The 22,751-nt window shown below is 37.3% G+C and carries 23 protein-coding genes and 3 tRNA genes; 14 read left to right on the forward strand and 12 right to left on the reverse strand.

Annotation, left to right across the window (positions count from 1 at the left end; translation table 11 throughout):
• Positions 1-15: 15 nt before the first annotated feature.
• Together GJV03_RS02300 and mnmG are read right to left on the reverse strand one after the other, a co-directional pair.
• The gene (locus tag GJV03_RS02300; protein ID WP_154129376.1) at positions 16-954 is read right to left on the reverse strand and encodes an ADP-ribosylglycohydrolase family protein; all 939 of its coding nucleotides are present in this window, start codon (positions 952-954) and stop codon (positions 16-18) included.
• A 125-nt stretch (positions 955-1,079) separates the two neighbouring features.
• Positions 1,080-2,960 (reverse strand): tRNA uridine-5-carboxymethylaminomethyl(34) synthesis enzyme MnmG, encoded by a 1,881-nt coding sequence (gene mnmG / locus GJV03_RS02305; protein ID WP_004719311.1) that lies wholly within the window; start codon positions 2,958-2,960, stop codon positions 1,080-1,082.
• A gap of 259 nt (positions 2,961-3,219) precedes the next feature.
• On the opposite strand from mnmG, the gene GJV03_RS21925 reads away from it, so the two are divergent.
• The 7 genes from GJV03_RS21925 to purD all read left to right on the forward strand — a co-directional run bounded on the left by GJV03_RS21925 (position 3,220) and on the right by purD (position 10,500).
• The gene (locus tag GJV03_RS21925; protein WP_154129399.1) at positions 3,220-3,642 is read left to right on the forward strand and encodes a hypothetical protein; all 423 of its coding nucleotides are present in this window, start codon (positions 3,220-3,222) and stop codon (positions 3,640-3,642) included.
• A gap of 329 nt (positions 3,643-3,971) precedes the next feature.
• Positions 3,972-4,847 (forward strand): bile acid:sodium symporter family protein, encoded by an 876-nt coding sequence (locus tag GJV03_RS02315; RefSeq protein ID WP_154129377.1) that lies wholly within the window; start codon positions 3,972-3,974, stop codon positions 4,845-4,847.
• 127 nt (positions 4,848-4,974) lie between these two features.
• Entirely contained in the window at positions 4,975-5,877 is a 903-nt protein-coding gene (prmA, locus tag GJV03_RS02320; RefSeq protein ID WP_353162871.1) for a 50S ribosomal protein L11 methyltransferase, read from the forward strand.
• 21 nt (positions 5,878-5,898) lie between these two features.
• Entirely contained in the window at positions 5,899-6,759 is an 861-nt protein-coding gene (locus GJV03_RS02325) for a zinc-ribbon and DUF3426 domain-containing protein (protein WP_096734434.1), read from the forward strand.
• 375 nt (positions 6,760-7,134) lie between these two features.
• The gene (gene fis, locus GJV03_RS02330) at positions 7,135-7,404 is read left to right on the forward strand and encodes a DNA-binding transcriptional regulator Fis (protein ID WP_001086304.1); all 270 of its coding nucleotides are present in this window, start codon (positions 7,135-7,137) and stop codon (positions 7,402-7,404) included.
• Between the two features lie 94 nt (positions 7,405-7,498).
• Positions 7,499-9,073 carry a bifunctional phosphoribosylaminoimidazolecarboxamide formyltransferase/IMP cyclohydrolase gene (purH, locus tag GJV03_RS02335; protein WP_151957901.1) on the forward strand — a complete coding sequence of 525 codons (1,575 nt, stop codon included), beginning with the start codon at positions 7,499-7,501 and terminating at the stop codon, positions 9,071-9,073.
• A gap of 143 nt (positions 9,074-9,216) precedes the next feature.
• Positions 9,217-10,500: a phosphoribosylamine--glycine ligase gene (purD, locus tag GJV03_RS02340; RefSeq protein ID WP_056511952.1), complete on the forward strand. Its 1,284-nt coding sequence runs from the start codon at positions 9,217-9,219 to the stop codon at positions 10,498-10,500.
• A 132-nt stretch (positions 10,501-10,632) separates the two neighbouring features.
• Here purD and GJV03_RS02345 read toward each other — a convergent pair whose 3' ends face one another.
• The 5 genes from GJV03_RS02345 to GJV03_RS02360 all read right to left on the reverse strand — a co-directional run bounded on the left by GJV03_RS02345 (position 10,633) and on the right by GJV03_RS02360 (position 13,406).
• Entirely contained in the window at positions 10,633-11,052 is a 420-nt protein-coding gene (locus GJV03_RS02345) for a hypothetical protein (RefSeq protein WP_154129378.1), read from the reverse strand.
• 1 nt (position 11,053) lies between these two features.
• Complete coding sequence (locus GJV03_RS21685) at positions 11,054-11,446, reverse strand: hypothetical protein (RefSeq protein WP_252720668.1); 393 nt, start codon at positions 11,444-11,446, stop codon at positions 11,054-11,056.
• A 3-nt stretch (positions 11,447-11,449) separates the two neighbouring features.
• The gene (locus tag GJV03_RS21690; protein WP_252720669.1) at positions 11,450-11,872 is read right to left on the reverse strand and encodes a hypothetical protein; all 423 of its coding nucleotides are present in this window, start codon (positions 11,870-11,872) and stop codon (positions 11,450-11,452) included.
• Between the two features lie 3 nt (positions 11,873-11,875).
• Positions 11,876-12,430 carry a PAAR domain-containing protein gene (locus tag GJV03_RS02355; protein ID WP_154129379.1) on the reverse strand — a complete coding sequence of 185 codons (555 nt, stop codon included), beginning with the start codon at positions 12,428-12,430 and terminating at the stop codon, positions 11,876-11,878.
• Positions 12,431-12,758: 328 nt separating this feature from the next.
• On the reverse strand, positions 12,759-13,406 hold the full coding sequence (locus GJV03_RS02360; protein ID WP_154129380.1) for an alpha/beta hydrolase: 648 nt from the start codon (positions 13,404-13,406) through the stop codon (positions 12,759-12,761).
• Positions 13,407-13,966: 560 nt separating this feature from the next.
• On the opposite strand from GJV03_RS02360, the gene GJV03_RS02365 reads away from it, so the two are divergent.
• The 7 genes from GJV03_RS02365 (at position 13,967) to GJV03_RS02395 (ending at position 19,747) form a co-directional block, all read left to right on the forward strand.
• The gene (locus GJV03_RS02365) at positions 13,967-14,839 is read left to right on the forward strand and encodes a MetQ/NlpA family ABC transporter substrate-binding protein (RefSeq protein WP_056511959.1); all 873 of its coding nucleotides are present in this window, start codon (positions 13,967-13,969) and stop codon (positions 14,837-14,839) included.
• A 113-nt stretch (positions 14,840-14,952) separates the two neighbouring features.
• On the forward strand, positions 14,953-15,978 hold the full coding sequence (locus GJV03_RS02370) for an ATP-binding cassette domain-containing protein (RefSeq protein WP_004719301.1): 1,026 nt from the start codon (positions 14,953-14,955) through the stop codon (positions 15,976-15,978).
• Complete coding sequence (locus GJV03_RS02375) at positions 15,975-16,670, forward strand: methionine ABC transporter permease (protein ID WP_034613374.1); 696 nt, start codon at positions 15,975-15,977, stop codon at positions 16,668-16,670. Before GJV03_RS02370 ends, GJV03_RS02375 begins: the two co-directional genes overlap by 4 nt.
• Positions 16,671-16,903: 233 nt before the next feature.
• A complete protein-coding gene (locus GJV03_RS02380; RefSeq protein ID WP_154129381.1) occupies positions 16,904-17,521 on the forward strand; it encodes a hypothetical protein in 618 nt (205 codons plus the stop codon).
• Positions 17,522-17,724: 203 nt separating this feature from the next.
• Complete coding sequence (gene gloB, locus GJV03_RS02385; protein WP_004719298.1) at positions 17,725-18,456, forward strand: hydroxyacylglutathione hydrolase; 732 nt, start codon at positions 17,725-17,727, stop codon at positions 18,454-18,456.
• Between the two features lie 24 nt (positions 18,457-18,480).
• Positions 18,481-19,221: an alpha/beta fold hydrolase gene (locus GJV03_RS02390; protein ID WP_154129382.1), complete on the forward strand. Its 741-nt coding sequence runs from the start codon at positions 18,481-18,483 to the stop codon at positions 19,219-19,221.
• Positions 19,222-19,543: 322 nt separating this feature from the next.
• On the forward strand, positions 19,544-19,747 hold the full coding sequence (locus GJV03_RS02395) for a hypothetical protein (RefSeq protein ID WP_004719296.1): 204 nt from the start codon (positions 19,544-19,546) through the stop codon (positions 19,745-19,747).
• 172 nt (positions 19,748-19,919) lie between these two features.
• On the opposite strand, the gene GJV03_RS02400 is transcribed toward GJV03_RS02395, so the two are convergent.
• The 5 genes from GJV03_RS02400 to GJV03_RS02420 form a co-directional block, all read right to left on the reverse strand.
• Positions 19,920-20,004, reverse strand: a tRNA-Leu gene (locus GJV03_RS02400).
• Between the two features lie 36 nt (positions 20,005-20,040).
• A tRNA-Trp gene (locus tag GJV03_RS02405) sits at positions 20,041-20,114 on the reverse strand.
• Positions 20,115-20,155: 41 nt separating this feature from the next.
• Positions 20,156-20,240, reverse strand: a tRNA-Leu gene (locus GJV03_RS02410).
• Positions 20,241-20,348: 108 nt separating this feature from the next.
• Entirely contained in the window at positions 20,349-21,161 is an 813-nt protein-coding gene (locus GJV03_RS02415; protein WP_154129383.1) for a protein kinase, read from the reverse strand.
• Positions 21,158-22,669 (reverse strand): DUF3336 domain-containing protein, encoded by a 1,512-nt coding sequence (locus tag GJV03_RS02420; protein ID WP_056511973.1) that lies wholly within the window; start codon positions 22,667-22,669, stop codon positions 21,158-21,160. The genes GJV03_RS02415 and GJV03_RS02420 overlap by 4 nt, the downstream gene beginning before the upstream one ends.
• Positions 22,670-22,751: the final 82 nt, after the last annotated feature.

The raw sequence follows: 22,751 nt of genomic DNA on the forward strand, positions 1-22,751 counted from the left end.
CATAAATATTTGCCTTTAAGCTGGCATATTGGAGAGTAGTTTGGCCAATAAGGGTTCAACTAAATCTTTAGCTCTGAGCTGCGCTAACCATGACTCTGGAATTGAATCAAAACCAAAATATAATCCAGCGATTCCTCCTGCGACACAAGCCGTTGTATCTGTATCTCGACCAAATGCAATGGCTGTTTTAATGACATCTTGATATGTTGTTTGTTGTAATGCATATCTAGCAGATTTTAAACAATCAACCACATAACCACTGCCTGTTCCCTTTTCCAATTCATCAGGTCGAATATAATATTCTAGTTGTTCTAGATCGTCTGGCTTATCTTTTAAATAAGCACGTAATTTTATCACTGCATCAGACCAAGCAGCGTCAATATCCAAACCATTTAAAATAGACCTTGCCCATAAACAATATAAAGCACAACAAACTTTAGAACGTAAATGCGCATGTGTGACATGTGATTGCGCATAAGCATCTTCAATCAATTGTATATCTGAACCTTGATGCCAAATTGCTAAAGGCAATACCCGCATCAATGAACCATTGCCATTTGCAAGTACATCATTATTTGCAACCTGTAATAATGGCACACCAGACAGATAGTTTCTTATGGCTTCAGCAGTTTGTACTCCAACATCAAATACTTGAAAATCCACAGCCATATAACCACATTGATACCAGTTACATATGCGTTTCATAAAATCTTCTGTATCCATTTTATTTTTATAAAGTAATGAATCCAAAAGGCATAAAGCTTGTGCGCCATCATCTGACCATGTCCCTACTGGAATATGAGGATAGGTCTTTGCAAAATTATTCGGTGGAAGCATTTCAATTTGGTCATAGGCTGGTAACTGCTCAGCTAAGAGAAATTCATAAGATACCCCTACAGCATCACCTACCAACAAACCATAGATTGCACCTTTTAATTGATCTTGTTTTGTCATGTTTTACTCTAGAATCTACTTACTTTTTATATTGTCACAATGACAATATATTTTCAATAAAAATCCCCCTTTGCTAGAGACAATAAAAAAACCCGCATATAGCGGGTTTCTTACAATTCAACATCTTAAGCTGATTTTCTCGCTTGGTTATTTTTACGAATTGTAATCATCACCAATTGAACAGCAGCAGGTGTTACACCCGGAATACGGCTGGCTTGTGCCAATGTTTCAGGTAATACATTTTTTAGTTTCATGGTGATTTCACGAGAAAGCCCCGAAACGATATCATAATCAAAATCTGCTGGAATTTTGGTGTCTTCCAAACGCTTCATTTGTGCAACATCTTCTTGCTGACGGTTAATATAACCTTCGTATTTCACAGCTATTTCAATCTGCTCACCGACAAATGCAGATACTTCAGAACCGGTTAATTCAGCAATTTGTGCAAAGTTGATGTTTGGGCGTTTAAGTAAATCGATTGCAGAACATTCTTTAGAAAGATCAGCACCGGTCAATTCAACGAATTTTTTACCCATTGGATTGTTTGGTGCAGCCCAAAGATGTTGTAAACGACCTGTTTCTTTTTCAACTGCTTCCATTTTTTCACAATAAGAAGCCCAACGCTCATCATCAACTAAGCCCATTTCACGGCCAATTGCTGTTAAACGTTGATCAGCATTATCTTCACGAAGCATCAAACGATATTCCGCACGAGAAGTAAACATACGATACGGTTCTTTGGTACCTAAGGTAATCAAGTCATCAACAAGAACACCCATATACGCTTCATCACGTTTAGGCGTCCATTGCTCTTGATCCCATGCACGGCGTGCAGCATTTAAGCCCGCCAATAAACCTTGTGCACCAGCTTCTTCATAACCTGTTGTACCGTTAATTTGACCTGCAAAATACAAGTTATTAATCGATTTGGTTTCAAGTGAGAATTTCAAAGACTGTGGATTGAAATAATCATATTCAATTGCATAGCCTGGACGAAGAATGTGTGCATTCTCCATACCACGGATTGAGCGTACCAACTCAAACTGCACATCAAATGGTAAAGATGTTGAAATACCATTTGGATAAAGCTCATGTGTATCCAAGCCTTCTGGCTCTAGGAAGACCTGATGCGAATCTTTATCTGCAAATTTATGAATTTTATCTTCAATCGATGGGCAATAACGTGGGCCTACACCTTCAATCACCCCGGTATACATCGGCGAACGGTCTAAACCACCACGAATAATCTCATGAGTACGCGCATTGGTATGCGTGATATAGCAATTTACTTGCTCAGGATGCATCGAAGCATCCCCCATAAATGACATGGTTGGTGATGGGAAATCACCCGGTTGCGGAATCATCACAGAAAAATCGACAGAACGCGCATCAATACGTGGTGGTGTACCAGTTTTTAAACGACCTACTGGCAGGTTTAATTCACGTAAACGAGCTGCTAACGAAATTGATGGTGGATCGCCTGCTCGTCCACCTGACGAATTATTTAGCCCAACGTGAATCACGCCACCTAAGAATGTACCTGTGGTTAACACCACAGTTTTCGCATCAAAGCGAATACCCATTTGGGTCACTACACCTTTAACCGTATCGCCTTCAACAATTAAGTCATCTGCAGATTGTTGAAAAATATCTAAATTGGCTTGATTTTCAAGTGTATGACGAATCGCGGCTTTATAACGGATACGGTCAGCTTGTGCACGAGTTGCACGTACAGCTGCGCCTTTACGCGAGTTCAAAATACGAAATTGAATACCGCCCTTATCCGCAGCCAACGCCATTGCACCACCTAAGGCATCAATTTCGCGAACAAGGTGAGATTTACCAATACCACCAATGGCTGGGTTACAGCTCATCTGCCCTAAAGTCTCAATGTTATGAGTCAAAAGCAGAGTCTGTCGACCCATACGCGCCGCAGCGAGTGCCGCTTCCGTACCTGCGTGACCGCCACCGATAACAATGACATCGTAAACTTTAGGATAATGCATAGTGATAAATGAGAGATAAAAGAATGACAGGAAATTATAGCAAAATTTTACTTCTAGTTTTAGGCAGTTTTACAAATATTATTTCCCTTAATCATGCGTATGAACGATTAAACATCTCTTATACATAGGCAACATAAATTGACACTTCGTTTCATGACTGCCCTACAAATAGAATTTAACTTATCAAAAACTCACGATACGATAGACAATACACGGACAAATTATTTTTTTCGAGACTTTATATATAAGGAATATCATGATGAAAAATACCATGTCTAAAGTAATTACAGCATCTTTACTCAGTTGTGTTGCATTTAGTTTTGCCCATGCTGCTGATGAAAACACCAGCAAAGCCGAAGTGAAAAAGCAAATTCAGGTATGTGCCAAGAAAAAACAAGGTGACTGGGTCACCTACGCCAATAAAGGTGTAACTTTTAACGGTACATGTGAACCAAATGAAAATGGTAAATTACAATTTAGCTTCCCAGCACCTGCAGGTGGCAACCCAACTGCCGCTGCTGCAGCGCCTGAACCAGCGATTGAAAACCGCCCAGCTGTAGAACAATCTGCTCCAGCGAGTGCAGATGCACCAGCAACAAATGATGCATCACAAGCAGGACAGCCTGCAATGGAGCAACCGAGTCAAGCCGCTCCAAGCGAAGATCCGATCCAAGCGCAATAATCTGCTTTAGGCATAAATACGTGCTTTTATAAATACCTGCTTTTATAAATAGCATATATGAGCAAAAAGGTGTTCCATTGAAAAATGGAGCACCTTTTTTATTTCAAGTCTGTGCGTAGACTTGATTAATATCAGTATCCATATAGTTTTACAGCTACGATGAATCAATTGTTATTCGGCCTAATGCTATATATTTAAAACACATATTTCCAAGAAGATTTCTGAGTCATAGATTTCATTTTTCAATTCGATATCTTTCGATTACACTCAAATCGAGTACGGAATATTCACATATTAAATTGATGTAAAACAACAAAAAGGATGAAACTATGGATTCAGGGATAATTACCATAATGCTTCCCCTCGCCCTCGCCATTATTATGATTGGACTAGGTTTAGAACTTACTCCAAAAGATTTTGCGCGAGTTTCTAAACACCCTAAAGCCGTATTGATTGCGTTATTCTGTCAGTTGGTACTTTTGGTCGGTATCGCTTTTATCATTTGTAAACTGCTTGCACTCCCGCCTTTGCTTGCCGTTGGTTTAATGTTGCTTGCAGCCTCACCTGGAGGAAGTACCGCCAATCTATTTAGTTATTTATTTAAAGGTGATATTGCACTTAATATTACCTTAACTGCAATTAACTCGGTCATTGCTGCCTTTACCTTGCCTTTAATCGTAAACTTTTCTATTCAATACTTTATGAATGATGGGCAACAAATCACCATGCAGTTCAGTAAAATACTGCAAGTCTTTGCAATTATTTTAATTCCTGTGTGTATCGGCATGCTCATTCGACATTATGCGCCACACTTTACTGAAAAATTAAGTAAACCTTTACGAATTTTCTCAGTGGTATTTTTGATTCTCATTATTATTGGGGCAATCACCAAAGAACGTGCACATATCATGGAGTACCTGACTCAAGTTGGCCTAGCCACGGTGATTTTCTGTATTTGCAGTCTGGTTATTGGCTACTTTGTTCCAAGATTACTTGGTATTAATAGTGCTCAAGCACGTGCATGTGCATTTGAGATCGGCATTCATAATAGTACCTTAGCCATGACAATTGCTTTAACTGTCATCGCAAATTCTACAGTCGCGATGCCTGCAGCGGTTTACTCAATCTTTATGTATATTTTCGCTGCTATTTTTGGTGCCTTAATTTCAAGACATGCTACAACTGAAACTGAATCTGCTGCATAAAGCGATAATACATCTCGACTAAAATGGATGCTTAAGCATCCATTTTTTATTTTCCCACTGAATATAAGCGTAACTTCCCAGTTTCGGCTACAATACTGCCTTTAAGAAAACGATTTAGGTCTTTGCCGTGAAGTGGTTACAAATTCATATTACTGTAGAACAAGCTCAAGTTGAATTTACTGAAACATTGTTAAGTTCTTTAGGCGCAGTCAGCGTGACATTAGATGATGCTGAAAACCAAGACTTGCTTGAACCACTCCCAGGTGAAACTCCGCTGTGGAATAAAGTGATTGTTACAGGAATTTATGCGCAAGAAGAAGGCGAAGACATTGATGTAACAGCACTAGAAACATTTATTCGCACCCAACTCCCAACTGAACCGATGCGCAGTGAATTTCTTGAAGACCAAGTATGGGAACGTTCTTGGATGGATTACTATGAACCAATTCAAATTGGTGAAAAGTATTGGATCGTACCTGAATGGATAGAGCCACCAGAAGCGGATGCAGTCAATATCAAACTTGATCCAGGCTTAGCATTTGGTACGGGTAACCATGCATCTACTTTCCTTTGTCTACAATGGTTAGGCAAAACTGATGTTAAAGATAAAGTGGTGATTGATTATGGTTGTGGTTCAGGCATCCTCGGTGTTGCAGCACTGCTTTTAGGTGCAAAGAAAGTCTATGCAACAGATATTGACCCACAAGCCGTCTTAGCAACCAAACAAAATGCTGAGCTGAATGGCGTTCTTGAAAATCTTTATGTTGGATTACCTGAAGAGTTCAATGCAGAATTTAAAAACCAACATGCTGATATTTTAGTTGCAAATATTCTTGCAGGTCCACTTATGTCACTTGCTAAAGAATTCTCAACTTTGATTAAATCTGAGGGAGAGTTCGCACTTGCTGGCGTAATTGAAGAGCAAGTTACTGATGTTTCTAGTATTTATTCTGAATTTTTTGATATAGTAGAAGTCGAGAAACGTGAAGAAACCTGGTGCAGAATTTCTGGGTCGCGTAAGGCTGTTTAATCTATGAAAATATAAATATTTATGACCGAAAAACAAACCCGATGCCCAAATTGTGCTTCAGTTTATAAAGTATCAGTTACGCAACTCACTGTTGCGCAGGGTATGGTTTGTTGTCCGAAATGTTCACATAATTTTAATGCATTAATCCATCTACAAAACAGTCAACCTGCTCAACCCAAGATCGATCCTGATACTGTTGTGCAAAATCAGGCACAAAACCTCATTACGACGAAACGACAAATCGAAACCAATGTCTTAGATATTTTTAATCGTAAAATTGAAAACTCCAATATTGATTTAAGAACATACTTAAACAATTTGAATTATTTCAACAATGAACCGGTCAATAACATTCCAAGCTTAAACCTATCACAAGGTTTAAATAACCACGGGCAACATTTAATAAAACCCAAAAGTACGTTTTATTATCTGGCGTGGAGCTTGATCAACCTTGCCCTACTCAGCATTTTATTATTTCAAATCCTTTGGTTTAATCCAAACCTAACTGATCGTTATCCATTTTTAAATACTGTTTTTACCCAAACCTGTGCCGTCTTACAGTGCGATACTGTTGATCAACGCTATAAACAAATTGTGATTAGTCATCTTAAAGTTAAAGCACTTGGTAGAGACGAGACGCAATTTTCAGGTCAACTCAATAACCAATATTCTAAAAGCTTAGAATTACCCCTAATAAGAGTCACCTTAAAAGCTCAAAATAAGGTCATTGCTACACATGTGATTACACCTGAGCAATATCTGATTGAAAGTTTAGTTGGAATTAAGCGTATTCCTAAAAATAGCCCATATCCTTTTAAATTTGTTGTTACAGAGCCAAGAAAAAGTTTTGATCAGTACCAATTAGACATTATTCACCCTTAAAATTAAAAAAAATTATAAAAAAATGAAAAAAAATGTAGTTTTCTTGCTCATTTTTTCTTAGACAATGGTATCATACGCGCCACGAAAGCTTTGTCCTGCAAACTCCTCGCATTTTTTCAAAAAAAATACTGTTTTGTTATGTGCTTTATATCCAATATCGCGCAAGTAGAACATTTTTTTGTTTAAAAGAGTGTTGTAACAAATATTAATCTATTGTTACGCTTATTTTTCACTCAACTCGACGATTTGTGGCAAGCTAATTGTTCTTGTTTTAGAGCCAACCGTTTTAGGATCTAAAACGGAGCTCAGATTTTTTTAGACCACATTTATATATTACTTTACCCAAGTAATATTTTGATTTTCGGATTAACTCGCATGAATAGCAAATCTCCTATTTTTACTGCACAATCTGACGTCGCTCTTCGTATTCACGTAGATCGCGCAGTTCGTCACTATTTTGCACAATTGCAAGGTGAGCAACCATCACAAGTGTACGACATGGTGCTAGCAGAAATGGAGAAACCTCTTTTATCTGTTGTCTTAGAATACACACGCGGGAATCAGACTCGCGCTGCTGAGATTCTCGGACTGAACCGTGGCACTTTACGCAAAAAGTTAAAAGCTCACGGTTTAATGAGTGAATAAATGATAAAATGCTCACGGCTTGCGTGGGCATTTTTTTTACCTATATTTTGCCTACCTGTTCAATCTCTAGACTTAAAAACTGTTGACGAAGATCATGACTATTAAACGCGCTTTAATCTCTGTTTCTGATAAAACCGGGATCGTTGAATTTGCCCAGAACCTTGTTGCTCTTGGGGTGGAAATTTTATCTACTGGCGGTACATATAAGTTGCTTAAAGACAACAATGTGGCTGTAGTTGAAGTTTCAGAGCACACAGGCTTCCCAGAAATGATGGATGGTCGTGTAAAAACACTGCATCCTAAAATTCATGGAGGCATTTTGGCTCGTCGTGGTCTAGACGAAGCTGTCATGGCTGAACACAACATCGATGCAATCGATCTTGTTGTCGTAAACCTTTATCCTTTTGCTGCTACTGTTGCTAAACCAGACTGCTCGCTTGCAGATGCAATTGAAAATATTGACATTGGTGGCCCAACAATGGTTCGTGCAGCTGCGAAAAACCATGCTTCTGTGGGGATCATCGTAAACGCGACTGATTATGCAACTGTAATTGCAGAACTTAAAGCGGATGGTGCTTTATCTTATGCGACTCGTTTCGATTTAGCGGTTAAAGCATTTGAACATACTGCCCAGTATGACGGCATGATTGCTTCTTACCTCGGTGCACGTGTTGGTAAAGAAGAAGGTCAAGCTGACAAATTTGCCCGTACTTTCAATACCCAGTTAAATAAAGTACAAGATCTTCGTTATGGTGAAAATCCACATCAATCCGCTGCTTTCTATGTAGAATCGACTGCAACTGAAGCATCGGTTTCAACTGCTAAGCAGTTACAAGGTAAAGAACTTTCTTATAACAATATCGCGGATACAGATGCAGCACTTGAATGTGTCAAATCATTTGCAAAACCAGCGTGTGTCATCGTTAAACATGCAAATCCATGTGGTGTTGCAGTATCGTTAGATGGTCTTAAGGCTGCATACGATCTTGCTTATGCAACTGATCCAGAATCAGCATTTGGTGGCATCATTGCATTTAACCGTGAATTAGATGTTGCTACAGCTCAAGCAATTGTTGACCGTCAATTTGTTGAAGTGATTATTGCACCAAGTATTGCCGATGGTGTACTTGAAGTGACTGGCGCAAAGAAAAACGTTCGTGTACTGGTATGTGGCGAACTTCCTAAAATTGATGAACGTGCTTCACAATACGATTATAAACGTGTCAATGGCGGTTTATTAGTTCAAGACCAAGACCTCGGTATGATCACCAAAGATGATCTTAAAGTGGTAACTAAGCGTGCCCCTACTGAAGCAGAAATCGATGATTTAATCTTTGCTTGGAAAGTTGCCAAATACGTTAAATCCAATGCTATTGTTTATGCTAAAGGCCGTCAAACCATTGGTGTCGGTGCTGGTCAAATGAGCCGTGTAAACTCTGCACGTATCGCAGCGATCAAAGCTGAACATGCAGGTTTAGTGGTTGAAGGTGCTGTTATGGCATCTGATGCATTCTTCCCATTCCGTGATGGTATTGATAACGCTGCAAAAGCCGGTATCAAATGTATTATTCAACCGGGTGGTTCAATGCGTGATGAAGAAACAATTGCAGCAGCAGATGAAGCTGGTATTGCAATGGTCTTCACGGGTATGCGTCATTTCCGTCACTAATTCACAATAAATCATTATTTAAAAATCCCCCTAAGTCCCTCTTTTCATAAGAGGGACTTGTCACGAACTACAGGACTCTTTAAATTCGTGATACCCATCCTGTATAAAGGGAGGTTGGGAGGGATTAAAAAAGGATCCATAAGATGAACATATTAGTTTTGGGTAGTGGTGGTCGTGAACATGCATTGGCATGGAAAATTGCGCAAGACGATCAAGTCACTAAAGTTTTTGTTGCACCAGGAAACGCGGGTACAGCAACTGAACATAAATGTGAAAATGTTGCTTTAGATATTCTCAACAACCCTGCCATTATCGACTTTGCAAAAAATAATGCCGTTGACCTCATTATTGTTGGTCCTGAAGCACCGCTTGTAAATGGTGTGGTCGATGCAGGACGAGCAGCTGGCCTTAAAATTTGGGGACCAACCCAATTTGCAGCACAACTTGAAGGCTCTAAAGCTTTCGCCAAACACTTTTTAAAACGTCATAACATTCCTACAGCATTCTATGATGTATTCACTGAAGTGGATGCAGCCAAAGCATTTGTAGAAAAAAATGGCGCACCAATCGTAATTAAGGCAGATGGCCTTGCTGCGGGTAAAGGCGTCATTGTTGCGATGACCAATCAAGAAGCATTTGATGCAATTGATGACATGCTTGCAGGCAATAAATTTGGTGATGCAGGTTCGCGTGTTGTTATTGAAGAATTCCTTGATGGTGAGGAAGCATCGTTCATTTGTATGATTGATGGTGACAACATCCTACCTATGGCAACTTCACAAGACCATAAACGTATTTTTGAAGCTGACCAAGGTCCAAATACGGGTGGTATGGGTGCATATTCCCCTGCCCCAGTTGTGACTGCAGATGTTTTTGACAGAGTCATGAAAGAAGTCATGCGTCCAACCGTAGATGGTATGAAAGCTGATGGTCATACTTATACAGGTTTCTTGTATGCTGGCTTGATGATTGATGAGCAAGGGCAACCTCGTGTCATTGAATTTAACTGCCGTTTTGGTGACCCTGAAACTCAACCGATCATGATGCGCTTAAAATCTTCTTTGGTTGATTTAGTAGAAGCTGGTATTGCTGGTAACTTACCTACTGAAGCTGAATGGGATGAGCGTAAAACTGTTGGTATTGTGCTTGCGTCTAAAGGCTATCCTGAAACTTCGAGCAAAGATGATGTGATTTCTGGTTTAGATATCCAAATGACAGATGCGAAAGTTTTCCATGCAGGTACAGCAAACAATGCCAATGGCGATGTAGTGACTGCTGGCGGTCGTGTACTTTGCGTTACAGCGTTAGGCAACACAATTGGTGAAGCGCAAGCAAAAGCCTTGGAACTTTGCCAAAAAGTGACTTTTGATGGTGTCCAATACCGCAAAGATATTGGTTACCGTGCGATTGCTCGTGAAAATGCTTAAACTCGATTGAGTTGTAAAACCCGCCTAGGCGGGTTTTTTATTTGGTAAATCTCCAACGACAAACAGATCAAAAATTTACGTTTAAATAAAAATTATAAAACTCATATCTTCGTACATACATATTAGTTTTTTTCAGGTACAGCTTTTAGATGAATCACGTTGAGATAAGTTTAATTTTACTGAGTCTGCAAAAATACAAGAATAATTCCTGAAATTATATTCTTGTACGGATGAAGTATTATCTAATTCAATTGAAATATCTGATTGTATAACCCCTTCTCCAACCTCTTTTTTAAATTCATTCAAATCTGAGCAAAAAAGGTACTCTTTAGTGTTTTTATCAACCTGCAAATTTCCACTCACAACATCACCCAAAGAATTCCGAACCTCCAGAAATAACCAATTTATATGATTTGCTTTCTCCACTACTCTATTCTTTACAGCACATATTTTTTTGTTCACTATCTTATATTCAAAGTTATCTTCATATTTTTTCTTACAACCATTTAGCAAGAGTAATACAATAGATAAAAATAATGCTGTTTTTTTCATTTTATCTCACTATAAAATATAAATTAGAAGCTATAGCCATTGGATTATCTAATAGAGTCCCCTTGAGCTTAAAGTCTTTAGGATTATTCATTATTGGTAGCATTAAATCCTGAATATATTGCCTCCAAAATGGATTAGAATATTTTCTCCAATATGAACTAAAATTAGCCTCATTAAAACCTGATAGAATTCCAAAATAGTCAGAAACGATAGTTGCTTGTTGCTCAAAATTAAAATCATTAAATTTTGAGCCATATTTTAATTGATATGAATATGCATCATAAATACTATCAGGAATCAGCCTATCTAAAGGTTGTAAAATGATACCTCTTTTACTCAAATTAAGCCCTTTTTGGTATTGCCACACATGTGTCATTTCATGAATAAATGTCATTCTTTATACTATTGTTAAATCACGGCCATTACCAACATTTGTATTGCCCTTAAACTTTGGATTAGAAAAATCAGACTGGTATACATCAGAACCCGTTAAATTATCAGGGTAATGAGGGCTTCCATATGGCGTAACAGGAACATCTTGTTTGGGTAAAATTGCACTATTAATAACTTTGACATTTTTATAGTTGATTGAGTCACGAAAGATCTTTTGACATATTGCTATCTCACCTGATGTTAAAGACCGATAATTTTTAGACTTATCTTCTCTAATAATTATTTTAGAGTCTGCAATTGTATTTGTTATAAGATTATCTGTGATAAATCTAATTACTGACTTACCTGAAGGTATTTCAGGCATATTAGGTAATTTAAATCCAGGTACTTCGGGCAAATGTAAATCAGGGACAATTTTAAAATCCATACTCTATTCCCCGCAAAAACAAGATTCAGTGCAACTACTATTGACGATTAAATCAACAGAAATAATTTTTACAGCACCATTTGTTTTCAACCTTTTTGTATTACCTTTATCATCAGTAACACCTTTACAAGTTGAGCCATCATCAAAAGTAACTAAATATTCAAGATTGGCATAAGGCTCACTATTTATATCTTGCAATTGTAACTGTTCATCATAAGTATTTTTCTGATATTCAATAAAATTATTTTTCATTAAAGGTGCTGTCACTGCATTACTCATTTCAACACTAGCCCCATTACTCATAACTGCAAGATCTGAAATTTTTAAATATTTTGAACCGCAAGTTGAACTATCACCATCAGCTACAGCACTCTTACCACTAACAACCACAAAACCTTGATTAGAAGCAATAGCCTTAGATTGAACTTTACATTTTGGACAAAAGTGAGTCATACCATCTAGATGCACTGCTTTACCTTCCACAAGAAAAGAAACATCACCTAAAATTATGACTCCGCCATGATCAGTCTTACAACCAACTGTAATTAATGCTTTCATTATTATTTTCTAATTCAATCTTGATTAAAGAATGTTCGATTTAAACATAACAATTTAAAAAAATGAATAGTTTTTATTACAAAAAATCTAATAAAAACAATAAATAAAATGAAAAATCAATAAATTAAATCAACCAAAAACCAATAAATCAACTTTGCCTTTTATTCAAAAATCCTCTTAGTCAATTCTTCTTTCCACTATCTCAAAACAACTAAACAGTATGAGTTCAGCAAAAAAACGCTTGTAATTGTAAAGTATCAGTCGCCTTTACGATTATTCATAGAAAAGCTTAATCCAACTTAATTTATAATAAAGATGTTGTAAAAATTTAGTTTGAATCATTTGAATCACCTACCGCCTCAACACCACCAATGACCATTTGAAGCCAATCTAATAATTGAGGAAATTCCCGATATCCATCACTCGCTAAAAAATGTCCAGCATTGGGAATAATTTCATAAGGAAACTCTAATTTTTCTGCCAGCGAGATACTTAAATCAGCTGGAACATATTGATCATTACTCGATATAAACATTCTTCGATTTAATATTTTATTTTTAAAAGAAAAATCCTTATTCGTCTCAGCGATATATGAATCCAGTTGAGGTAATACTGCCAATTTATTCAAAAATCCAGATACACAGACAACACCACCTATCTGTTGAAAATCCAATTCAGACAGGAAATCAAGCAGCGTAATACATCCTAAACTGTGCGCAACAAAAAATGTATGCTGATCAATTTGAGCAATATTATTTTTTAAGGTTTGCTTCCACTGTAAAAGATTTGGATTGCTTGAATTCGGTAACGCGATCTTTACAACTTTAGTATTTTTATCTTGTAAATTTTCCTCAATATAATCAAACCAATGATCAGCCACCTTTGCACCATAGCCATGAATGATATAAACATTATTTTGAGCATATGCAGTATTTAGCAATAACAAACTGCTTAAAAGAAAGATGATTAATTTCATTTATTGATCTCTTTGATGTATATAAGATCTTCATGCTAAAGTATGACAGTAGTGTCAATGTCAATCACTGTTTGAATAAAATCACCCTATTTCGCCTAACAATCTGAAATAACGCTTATCAGAGCACTGCTATAAATGCAGATCTAAGTTTATTTTACTTATTCAAAAAAAAGATAATAAATCCTAAAAAATTTATATATTATGAATAAGTGTAAAATTTAATCATTTATTGTTTAGCATTCAACAAAAGCATTTGTTTTCTTTATTAAATTAATAAAAACATTGATATTCATGCAACGACATCACTACCCAATGTCAACACGCAGCCACTATGTATAATTTTCATTTATTGATATGATAAACAAATCTTTAGAGTCTGTTTTAAACAATTAAAATTCTTTTAAAACATACTGCTAATCCTCAAATGTAAAGAATATAGATAGCGCAATCAGACAAGTACGTCACCGCATTATTTATTTTCAAAATGTTAAAAATTCGATTTAAATGATCGAGAATGCAAAGGACAAAATTCTACTGCATTTGCTACTTAGGACTTATTCATGAAAAAGCTGTTTGGCGTTTTACTTAGCGCGTCTGTGCTTACTCTTTCTGCTTGTGGAAAACAAGAAGCTCCAAAAAATGATGCTGCTCAAGCAGATGCAGGTAAAGAACAAGTCGTTACCATGGCTTCTACAGGTTCAGATGCAGATATTTGGCGCTATATCGCAACATTACCAGAAACAAAGCAAGCTGGAATTAAATTAGAAGTTAAAAACTTCACTGACTATGTTGCAATGAATACTGCTGTGGCAAACAAAGAAGTCGATATCAATGCATTTCAATCTTATGCATATCTTGTTGCTTTCAATCAATCAAACAAAGAAAAAATTGCACCAATCTCTACAACATATTTAGAGCCAATGGGTATTTATTCTAGTAAAGTTAAAAAAGTTGAAGAGTTTGCCAATGGCGCAACCATTGCTATTCCAAATGATGGCGCAAATGAATCGCGTGCATTGTTACTTTTACAATCTGCTGGTCTCATCAAATTGAAAGATGGCTTTGATTTAGTTAAAGGCACGCCTGCTGATATTACTGAAAATGCAAAGAAAATTGTTATCAAACCTATTCAAATGGCGACTGCGGTACGTGCTAAAGATGAAGTTGATGCAATTGTTTTAGGTAATACTTTGGCAATGGAAGGCGGTTTAAACGTGCTTAAAGATTCGGTTTATTATGAGCCAGTTGACCAAACAACCAAAATGAATGTCAACGTACTTGCTGTTGCAGATGCACGTAAAGACGATGCCCTTTTGAAAAAAGTGGGTGAGTTATATCATGTTCCTGCTGTAGGTAAATATGTTCAAGAACACTTCGGTGGAACTAAAGTTGATGTGAATAAACCTGTAAGCTATCTTACAGAATCAAAATAGTTTTATAATGGATCAGGTCTATTGACCATTCTTTTATGAAAGGTCTACAGGCCCTCATAAAACAGGCAAAGTGAATTTGCCTGTTTTTTCTTTTTGCTATAGTTTTTGACGATATGATTGAATTTAAAAACATTTCAAAACACTATGAGTTGAAAGGTCAAACCATACGTGCGCTGGATCAGATTAATCTTGAGATTCCAGCGGGCAGTATTTTTGGCATTATCGGCTATAGTGGTGCAGGTAAAAGTACCTTAATCCGTTTGATTAACTTGCTTGAGCGTCCCAACCAAGGACAAGTCATCATTAATCAAAAAGACTTTACGGCACTTGATGCACGTGCATTACGTCAAGAACGTGCAAATATAGGTATGATTTTTCAGCATTTCAATTTGCTACAAACCAAAACTGTAGCTGACAATATTGAAATGCCGTTAAAGTTGCTGGGTGTCAGTAAAGACCAACGTGAAAAACGTTTAAATGAGTTACTTGAGTTTATTGATCTAAAGCACAAAAAAGATGCTTTTCCAGATGAACTCTCGGGAGGACAAAAGCAACGTGTCGGTATTGCACGCGCCTTGGCCAACCACCCCAAAATTTTACTTTGTGATGAAGCAACCTCTGCGCTTGATCCACAAACCACGAAATCTGTTCTCGCTTTGCTTAAAAAGATTAATCAAGAGCAAGGGATTACCATTGTCATGGTTACGCATGAAATGGATGTGATTGAATCTGTTTGTGATTTTGTTGCGGTCATGGAACAAGGCAAAGTGATTGAAACTGGTTCTACCTTAGAAATTTTTAGTCAACCGCAACACCCGACGACGAAAAACTTTATTCAAACCGTTTTACAGCAACAGCTCCCTGTTAATATCTTAAACAATCTCGAAAATCAAAATCATAAAAGTATTTATAGTCTGCAATTTTTGGGTACTTCAGCGCAAGAGACCGTGGTACAAGCAGCAATTAAGCAATTTGATGTCAGCTTAAATATTTTATTTGCCAATATGACTGAAATTAATGGTTCAGTGATCGGTCAAATGTTTATACAACTTTTGGGAGATGCTGAAAGCATTCGCCAAACCATAGATTTCTTTGAAAAAAATGGGGTCAAGGTGGAACAGTCAGGAGTTAGACTATGAGAGAACTCATTGTACAATGGCTCACTACGCTCACAGCACCATTTTGGAAAAGCTCTTTAAGCATTGACCAATTTGTTACAGCGATGCAAGAAACCATTCAAATGGTCATTTTTGCAATGCTGTTTGGTACCATTTGGGGCTTTATTCAAGCAATTACCTTGCTGGTCACTCGCCCTAATGGCATTTTACCCAATCGTGCTGTCTATCAGATTTTAAATCCTATCGTCAATGCACTACGCTCGCTCCCCTTTATTATTCTATTGATTGCGGTTTTTCCACTGACCAAAGCGATCGTGGGTACAACAATCGGTACTTGGGCAGCGATTGTACCGTTGACCATTTATGTTGGTCCTTATATTGGTCGTCTTGTAGAAACATCATTGCTTGAAGTGAATGAAGGGATCATTGAGTCTGCACAAGCAATGGGTGCATCGCCTTGGCAGATTATTTTTAAGTTTATTATCCCTGAATCCCGTAGCTCACTCATTTTGAGCCTTACCACAGCAACCATTAGCTTGATTGGTGCAACAGCAATGGCGGGTGCTGTAGGCGCTGGCGGTATTGGTGATTTAGCAATTTCTTATGGTTATCAACGTTTCGATCAAAGTGTGGTTTATCTCACCGTGATTGTCTTATTGATCCTTGTACAAATTGTACAGAGTCTTGGAAATTGGTTATCAAAGCTTCGATAATCCTTGCTTGCCATTTCCAGCTGTTCTTTTTTCTAAAATCATACCCTCCTTGTTGAGGGTATTTTTTATTTCTTTAGTTAGCTACAGATATAAATACTTATAAAATTTATAGATCCGTACTTGATTCTATACTTGCTTAGTCCTATCCACTTTAATTCCACTCATTTGATCATCTGCTCTTGATCAATCAGTCAGAACTAATTATGTTATAGAAAACTTAAGAAATATTTGAAATGAATAATTTTACTCAAACAATCGCCTCACTACTCCTTATGCTACCTATTTGTAGTTTTGCGCAAGCTTCAGACAATTACACCACCACAGTAAAAGTCAATGGTGTAGAGCTCAACCAAGCGCTAAGTGCAACGCAAATTGAAAAGTTGCTCGGAAACACCTCTCAAAAAACTACAAAAGCATTTTCAGAATGTAGTGGTAACTATGAATACTCAAGCTCTACTGCATCAGGGAAAAAACTGATGTTTGAAATTTATAATGAAGACAATCCACAGATTAAGTCTGAGACTTTCTATAAAGGCAAAAATAATTTTCAACAACTTGGCACAACCAAAGGACGAGTTTGGCTTTCTTGGTCAAATGCGCCAGCGATCACGGATACAATCCTGATTAACAATAAACCCATCACTAATCTGTATAGCATGAATCAATTTAAAAAAGACTTCCCAAACAGCGCCAAAACAGGCACCAGTGTTTTAATTTTAACGGCATCGGAAGCCAAAGAGTTTTTAAAAAATCCTGCTGAATTTGAAACAGGCTATCGCAGTTATGTCGATTTTAGTTTTAAAAATGGCAAACTGAGCAAATTAGAAATCAACCAAGGAATGGCCTGTTAAGTTTTATTGAGAATAGCATATTGGTCTATATGCTATTCTCTAAAAGAATAACCTACCATATGTCTTGTTTGTTCAAGCAAACAACATGCCGCACTATCGAATTACATATGTTTTCACATAAAAAAGACTGTAATCTGCTTTCTAACTTGTCTATAGCTGATTTTGCGATTAAATTTGTGTCAGCATATTCATGGAATTCAACGATGCAATTTAAAATTCACGTCATAGATGTAAAAAATCAATTACAAAACTATATTTGGCTGATCGAAGACAGTCAAAGCCATGATGTCGTTGCAATTGACCCCACAGAAGCATCACTCGTTGAAGATTATTGCCTTGAGCATCAACTGAATTTAAAACAAATTTGGCTTACACACTGGCATAAAGACCATATTGGTGGTGTTCCAGAATTGATTGCAGATCATAATATTCCTGTTTATGGGCCACGCGCTGAACTGAGTCACATTCCTTTTATTACCTACCCGCTACAACACGATGATCAATTTGAATTTCATGGATTAAACATCGACATTATTGCTGTGCCAGGTCACACCCTAGGGCATGTCGTTTATTTTATTGATGCATTAGACAGTGTTTTCTGTGGTGATACCCTTTTTGCTATGGGGTGTGGACGTATGTTTGAAGGAACTGCTGAACAGTTTTATCACTCTCTCAATCGCCTTGCTGCTTTACCACCAAGAACCAAAGTTTACTGCACCCATGAATATACGCTTTCTAATGCACAATTTGCTTTGCATATCGAGCCAGAGAACAGAGCAATACAACAACGTGCCGAAGAAATCAAACAGCTCCGTGAACATGGGAAAATTACCTTGCCCAGCACCATTGAACTTGAGCTTGAAACCAATCCTTTTTTACGTGTCGAAAGTGCTGAAGAATTTGCGCGTATTCGTGCATTGAAAGATCATTTTTAAGCAATCACGATTATTGTCCCCACAATGTTAAAACTGCGCCAGCCTAAGCCTCTGTTTTTAAAAGCCTCTCAGCGGGCGGTACTGTTATTACATGCCTATACCAGTACCGTTCAAGATTTGAAGGCCTTAGCAAAATTTCTGCATAAACATGGCTACACTTGCTATGCACCTAGCTACGCCGGGCATGGTTTAACGATTGATGAGTTTCTCAATTACACTACAGATGATTGGTGGCAAGATACATATAATGCTTATCAACTCTTAGAAAATCAGGGTTATAAGCATATTGCTGTCATTGGGGTTTCTTTAGGTGCAATTTTATCGTTAAAACTCACTGAGCACTTTCCAATTGATGCATGTATTAGCATGTCTGCGCCACAGGATCGAAGTGTAAATGATCTTTTTAAGCGACTAAAGCACTATGCTGAATATCTCCATCAATTTCAGAATAGCAATGTAGAGCTAGACTTAAAAAACTTAGAAAATAAAGCAGCAATACAACTACATGCATTTCATCAGTTTGTTGCCGCAACCATAAGCAATGTTTCTTTAATTCGCGCACCTATTTTTTTATTGTATGGCGAGTTAGATGATGCACATTATCAATCCAGTGCACAAACCATTTATAATCATGTGAATTCTACAAAAAAACAGATTAAAAGTTATCCCAATACAGGGCATCTCATGACTTTAGGCAAAGATCAGACACAACTGTTTGGCGATATTTTAGATTTCTTAGATCAACATCATCCCATACAGGCATAATGACCTATACTTCTGTTAAATTTACTTACATTTAGCCAAAGTAAAAATGAGAAAAATTCTGCTTTTTTAAAACGATATCTTTGCATCAAAATATTACAAGCACAGTTTTCATATTTAATTAATTGGTTGTTTTATTTCAAAATTTTTAAGTAAATTCACATTTCATCCATATTGATAGCAAAAAAATACGCATTGATACAAAAGCGTCATTTCTCAAATTGCTCAAATATTGATATAAAAAATAAGTTTCATCAAATTTCCCCTTTAAAAATTTAATGATCACCCCTATTAAATTTATAGGCAGGAATTAAGGAGATCTTCTGTGAAAAAGGTTGTAAAGGCAAAGAATTTAATCGCTTTTCGTATTTGGTTAGAAAAATTAGGCTATTCAGTAAAAAATTTAGCTGATGGAAAAGGATTTACTTTCAGCTTTAAAAAAGAATATGGTTTAGTCACTTGTGATTTATCTGGTAATAACTTAGCAATGCAGCTCGGTGAAGAGTTTGAGGATCACTTAAAGGCTTAGTAAGTGTTTAAATGAAGTTTCTCTTTGAAAAGACCTAAACGATTACGTTTAGGTCTTTTTATTGATCTGGATAAAATTCTAATTCTAAAAAACCTTTAATCAAGATACAGCATAGTTAGAATAAAAATTTAAGCATAAAAAAAGCATGATTTTCATCATGCTTTTTTAAATTTGGTGGGGACGGAGAGACTCGAACTCTCACACCTTGCGGCGCTGGAACCTAAATCCAGTGCGTCTACCAATTTCGCCACGTCCCCGAATAAAAACTAACACTGTAGTCTTTTTAAATAACTTGGCAGAGGATCAAGGATTCGAACCTTGACGAACGGTTTTGGAGACCGTCATGCTACCATTACACCAATCCTCTATAACCCTTCATTTTGTTTTAGTACCACAAAATGAATTGCTTGGTGGGGACGGAGAGACTCGAACTCTCACACCTTGCGGCGCTGGAACCTAAATCCAGTGCGTCTACCAATTTCGCCACGTCCCCAATGGCTGTGTATATTATAGAGATCGTTTTATTATGACAAGCCCTTTTTTCGAAAAAGACACTCGTTTGTTTAAATAAAAAACAAATGTTGCAAATACTGCTTTTTGTTTAAACAATTTGGCTTAATACTTGTTTTATTTGATAAATATTTGAGCAACGTTGCCCTATTTTTTTCATTAACATCTCTGTTAAAACCATTTCAAAAATTTTAAATTGCTGTGGTAACACCACATTTAGCTGCTGACAATGCAAAAATGCCCAATCTTGATAGCTTTTCGCCGATAAGCGCTGTTGTGTCAACCACTCCAACCAAACGATTCCCAACGCATAAATATCGGATTGAAATGATTTTAGTTGACCATGAAACAATTCTGGTGCCATATACCGAGGTGTTGCGGTATGTGTTGCGATATTTGTTAAATTTGCCTCTTGAGCGATGTTTACAGCCTGTTCAAAGTCAATCAAATAACTTTTCTCATCCTTAACTCGAAAGTGCTCAACTTTGATATCGCCATGCAGATAACCATAGTCATGCAAATGTTCAAGCACATCTAAGCTGAGTACTAATCGCTTACCAATTTCAGCCAAACTAAGTCGATCAGGCAGATCCTGAAAAAGCTTTGGGGCATCTTCCACCCATAAAGCTTGATCAATGACCTCTTCATCAATTTGAAATTGCTGAAATGGGTCAAATATTGAAAAGTTCAACAATACAGGTTGAGCTTCTGTCTCCAATGCATTCAATTCACTATAACAGTTCAGCTCATTTAAAAAGTGCTGTTGATAACAGTGATTTGAATTTTTGAGCTGTAATTTCAACCAAAACCATTGCTGTCCCTGTTGAATTTGATAAACACGGCGACCAAATTTTTGACTTTGGATTGAATTATATGCAACTGGAAGAATTCTGCTTTGGCTCATACTTCGGTCAATTGTTCTGCGGGTATATCTTTAGTCATTGGATGATTCAAAACTTCTAGACAATGTTGGATTGTTTTACCAATACGCGCATGTGTTTCTATGCTTGAAATTTTTGGCCAAGTTGCACGCTCACCCTCTCGTTGCAACAGCTTAAATAGATATGGGCGTGGGTTCTGTAACATATAGCTATAATGGCGCAAGCTATATTCCCCAATAATATTGACATCACCATAGTAGCGCTGGTCAATAATTCCGTAACCATGATCGAGTAAACGACGCATAGAAGGAACTCGTCCCATACGACCTCTGGCAAAGTCCATGATCCCCATTGCAGCCATGCGTCCTTGACTACGCACAATACGTTCAGGCCAACTCAGTAAATCTCTACGGTAACGTTCTTCATCATTCTGCATAAACGGTACAATATGTGGATTAACCTGACTGGCAATGGTGTAATTCAAATTATAAAGACGTGACATGCGCTCTTGGGGGAAATCATTGCGGACACTGCCATCCACCCAACGCGTATTTGCCAAATAAGGGGTATGTACACCATCGTAACGTTTACTGATCAAACGCACAGGTGGAAATAAAACCGGTACAGCACATGATGCCAATACTGCACTCCAGACCAATAAATCTGGTGAGGTATATTTATTCATGATTCGTACATCTTCTTGGGAAACATCATAAGGCGCGACGGTGACATTGATATCCAAGCCTGATTTTTCAAACGCCTCCTGAAACGTTACATCACCTAAATTTTCGACCAAAAACTTTTTAAGATATCGGACATCTGCAAAACCACCATTGCCTTTGATTAATTCTTTTAAGCTACGAAAGTGAAAGGCTTCACTATAAAATTGGTCACCACTCAGCAAGTTTGGAATCTCACCCGGTTCATTTACCCCCAGCATCGCCGTCATGATTGCCCCAGCACTTGAACCAGAAAGTACTTTTGGCATTAAGTCTTGTTCCATTAATGCCTTACAAACACCGCTATGGAATAAACCTAAGGTTGCCCCACCTGAAAACATCAGTGCGGGCTGACCATAGGCCTTTTCACAGTTTTCGAAAAACTTCCTTTTGCTTTCATGACACAAGGCTTGGCAACTTTCTGAAGCGATGAATGCCAAACTATTACTGACTTCATCGATATAATCTTCAATTATTTTTTTAGTTCCAACATAGGTATGTGCAAATAGCATCGGATGCCCGATGTTGGCAACATCGTGACTAAATCCTTCTCTTAGGATATACATCAAATCTTGGGTGCGATTTTGCAGACGATAACGACGCAATAAATTTAACCGATGGGAAATAATTTCAGCATCAAAATATGGAGAGGTATTATCCAGCTTCCACTCCTGTGCCCCCGTTTCTTCATCCAGTTTCAACGCTATAGATTTCCACTCTTCATAGTTTTCCGCATGTTTCAGTTTTCTTTTTAGTTTTTTAATACGATAAGCCTGATGCGGATTTAAATCTTGAGTAAGTTCTAATAACATTTCTAATATTCCTTTGATTTTTAATCCGACACTTTTAGATACCTGTCGATAAACTATGCTGAAAAATAACCAGATAATCAAT

It is taken from the genome of Acinetobacter sp. RIT698 (assembly GCF_009668065.1).
In the GTDB taxonomy this organism is placed as follows: domain Bacteria; phylum Pseudomonadota; class Gammaproteobacteria; order Pseudomonadales; family Moraxellaceae; genus Acinetobacter; species Acinetobacter guillouiae.

Excerpts from the sequence above, each read along its gene's own strand:
- GJV03_RS02300 (WP_154129376.1), bottom strand. The coding sequence starts at position 954 with ATGACAAAACAAGATCAATTAAAAGGTGCAATCTATGGTTTGTTGGTA.
- mnmG (WP_004719311.1), bottom strand. The coding sequence starts at position 2,960 with ATGCATTATCCTAAAGTTTACGATGTCATTGTTATCGGTGGCGGTCAC.
- GJV03_RS21925 (WP_154129399.1), top strand. The coding sequence starts at position 3,220 with ATGAAAAATACCATGTCTAAAGTAATTACAGCATCTTTACTCAGTTGT.
- GJV03_RS02315 (WP_154129377.1), top strand. The coding sequence starts at position 3,972 with ATGGATTCAGGGATAATTACCATAATGCTTCCCCTCGCCCTCGCCATT.
- GJV03_RS02325 (WP_096734434.1), top strand. The coding sequence starts at position 5,899 with ATGACCGAAAAACAAACCCGATGCCCAAATTGTGCTTCAGTTTATAAA.
- fis (WP_001086304.1), top strand. The coding sequence starts at position 7,135 with ATGAATAGCAAATCTCCTATTTTTACTGCACAATCTGACGTCGCTCTT.
- purH (WP_151957901.1), top strand. The coding sequence starts at position 7,499 with ATGACTATTAAACGCGCTTTAATCTCTGTTTCTGATAAAACCGGGATC.
- purD (WP_056511952.1), top strand. The coding sequence starts at position 9,217 with ATGAACATATTAGTTTTGGGTAGTGGTGGTCGTGAACATGCATTGGCA.
- GJV03_RS02345 (WP_154129378.1), bottom strand. The coding sequence starts at position 11,052 with ATGAAAAAAACAGCATTATTTTTATCTATTGTATTACTCTTGCTAAAT.
- GJV03_RS21685 (WP_252720668.1), bottom strand. The coding sequence starts at position 11,446 with ATGACATTTATTCATGAAATGACACATGTGTGGCAATACCAAAAAGGG.
- GJV03_RS21690 (WP_252720669.1), bottom strand. The coding sequence starts at position 11,872 with ATGGATTTTAAAATTGTCCCTGATTTACATTTGCCCGAAGTACCTGGA.
- GJV03_RS02355 (WP_154129379.1), bottom strand. The coding sequence starts at position 12,430 with ATGAAAGCATTAATTACAGTTGGTTGTAAGACTGATCATGGCGGAGTC.
- GJV03_RS02360 (WP_154129380.1), bottom strand. The coding sequence starts at position 13,406 with ATGAAATTAATCATCTTTCTTTTAAGCAGTTTGTTATTGCTAAATACT.
- GJV03_RS02365 (WP_056511959.1), top strand. The coding sequence starts at position 13,967 with ATGAAAAAGCTGTTTGGCGTTTTACTTAGCGCGTCTGTGCTTACTCTT.
- GJV03_RS02370 (WP_004719301.1), top strand. The coding sequence starts at position 14,953 with ATGATTGAATTTAAAAACATTTCAAAACACTATGAGTTGAAAGGTCAA.
- GJV03_RS02375 (WP_034613374.1), top strand. The coding sequence starts at position 15,975 with ATGAGAGAACTCATTGTACAATGGCTCACTACGCTCACAGCACCATTT.
- GJV03_RS02380 (WP_154129381.1), top strand. The coding sequence starts at position 16,904 with ATGAATAATTTTACTCAAACAATCGCCTCACTACTCCTTATGCTACCT.
- gloB (WP_004719298.1), top strand. The coding sequence starts at position 17,725 with ATGCAATTTAAAATTCACGTCATAGATGTAAAAAATCAATTACAAAAC.
- GJV03_RS02390 (WP_154129382.1), top strand. The coding sequence starts at position 18,481 with ATGTTAAAACTGCGCCAGCCTAAGCCTCTGTTTTTAAAAGCCTCTCAG.
- GJV03_RS02415 (WP_154129383.1), bottom strand. The coding sequence starts at position 21,161 with ATGAGCCAAAGCAGAATTCTTCCAGTTGCATATAATTCAATCCAAAGT.
- GJV03_RS02420 (WP_056511973.1), bottom strand. The coding sequence starts at position 22,669 with ATGTTATTAGAACTTACTCAAGATTTAAATCCGCATCAGGCTTATCGT.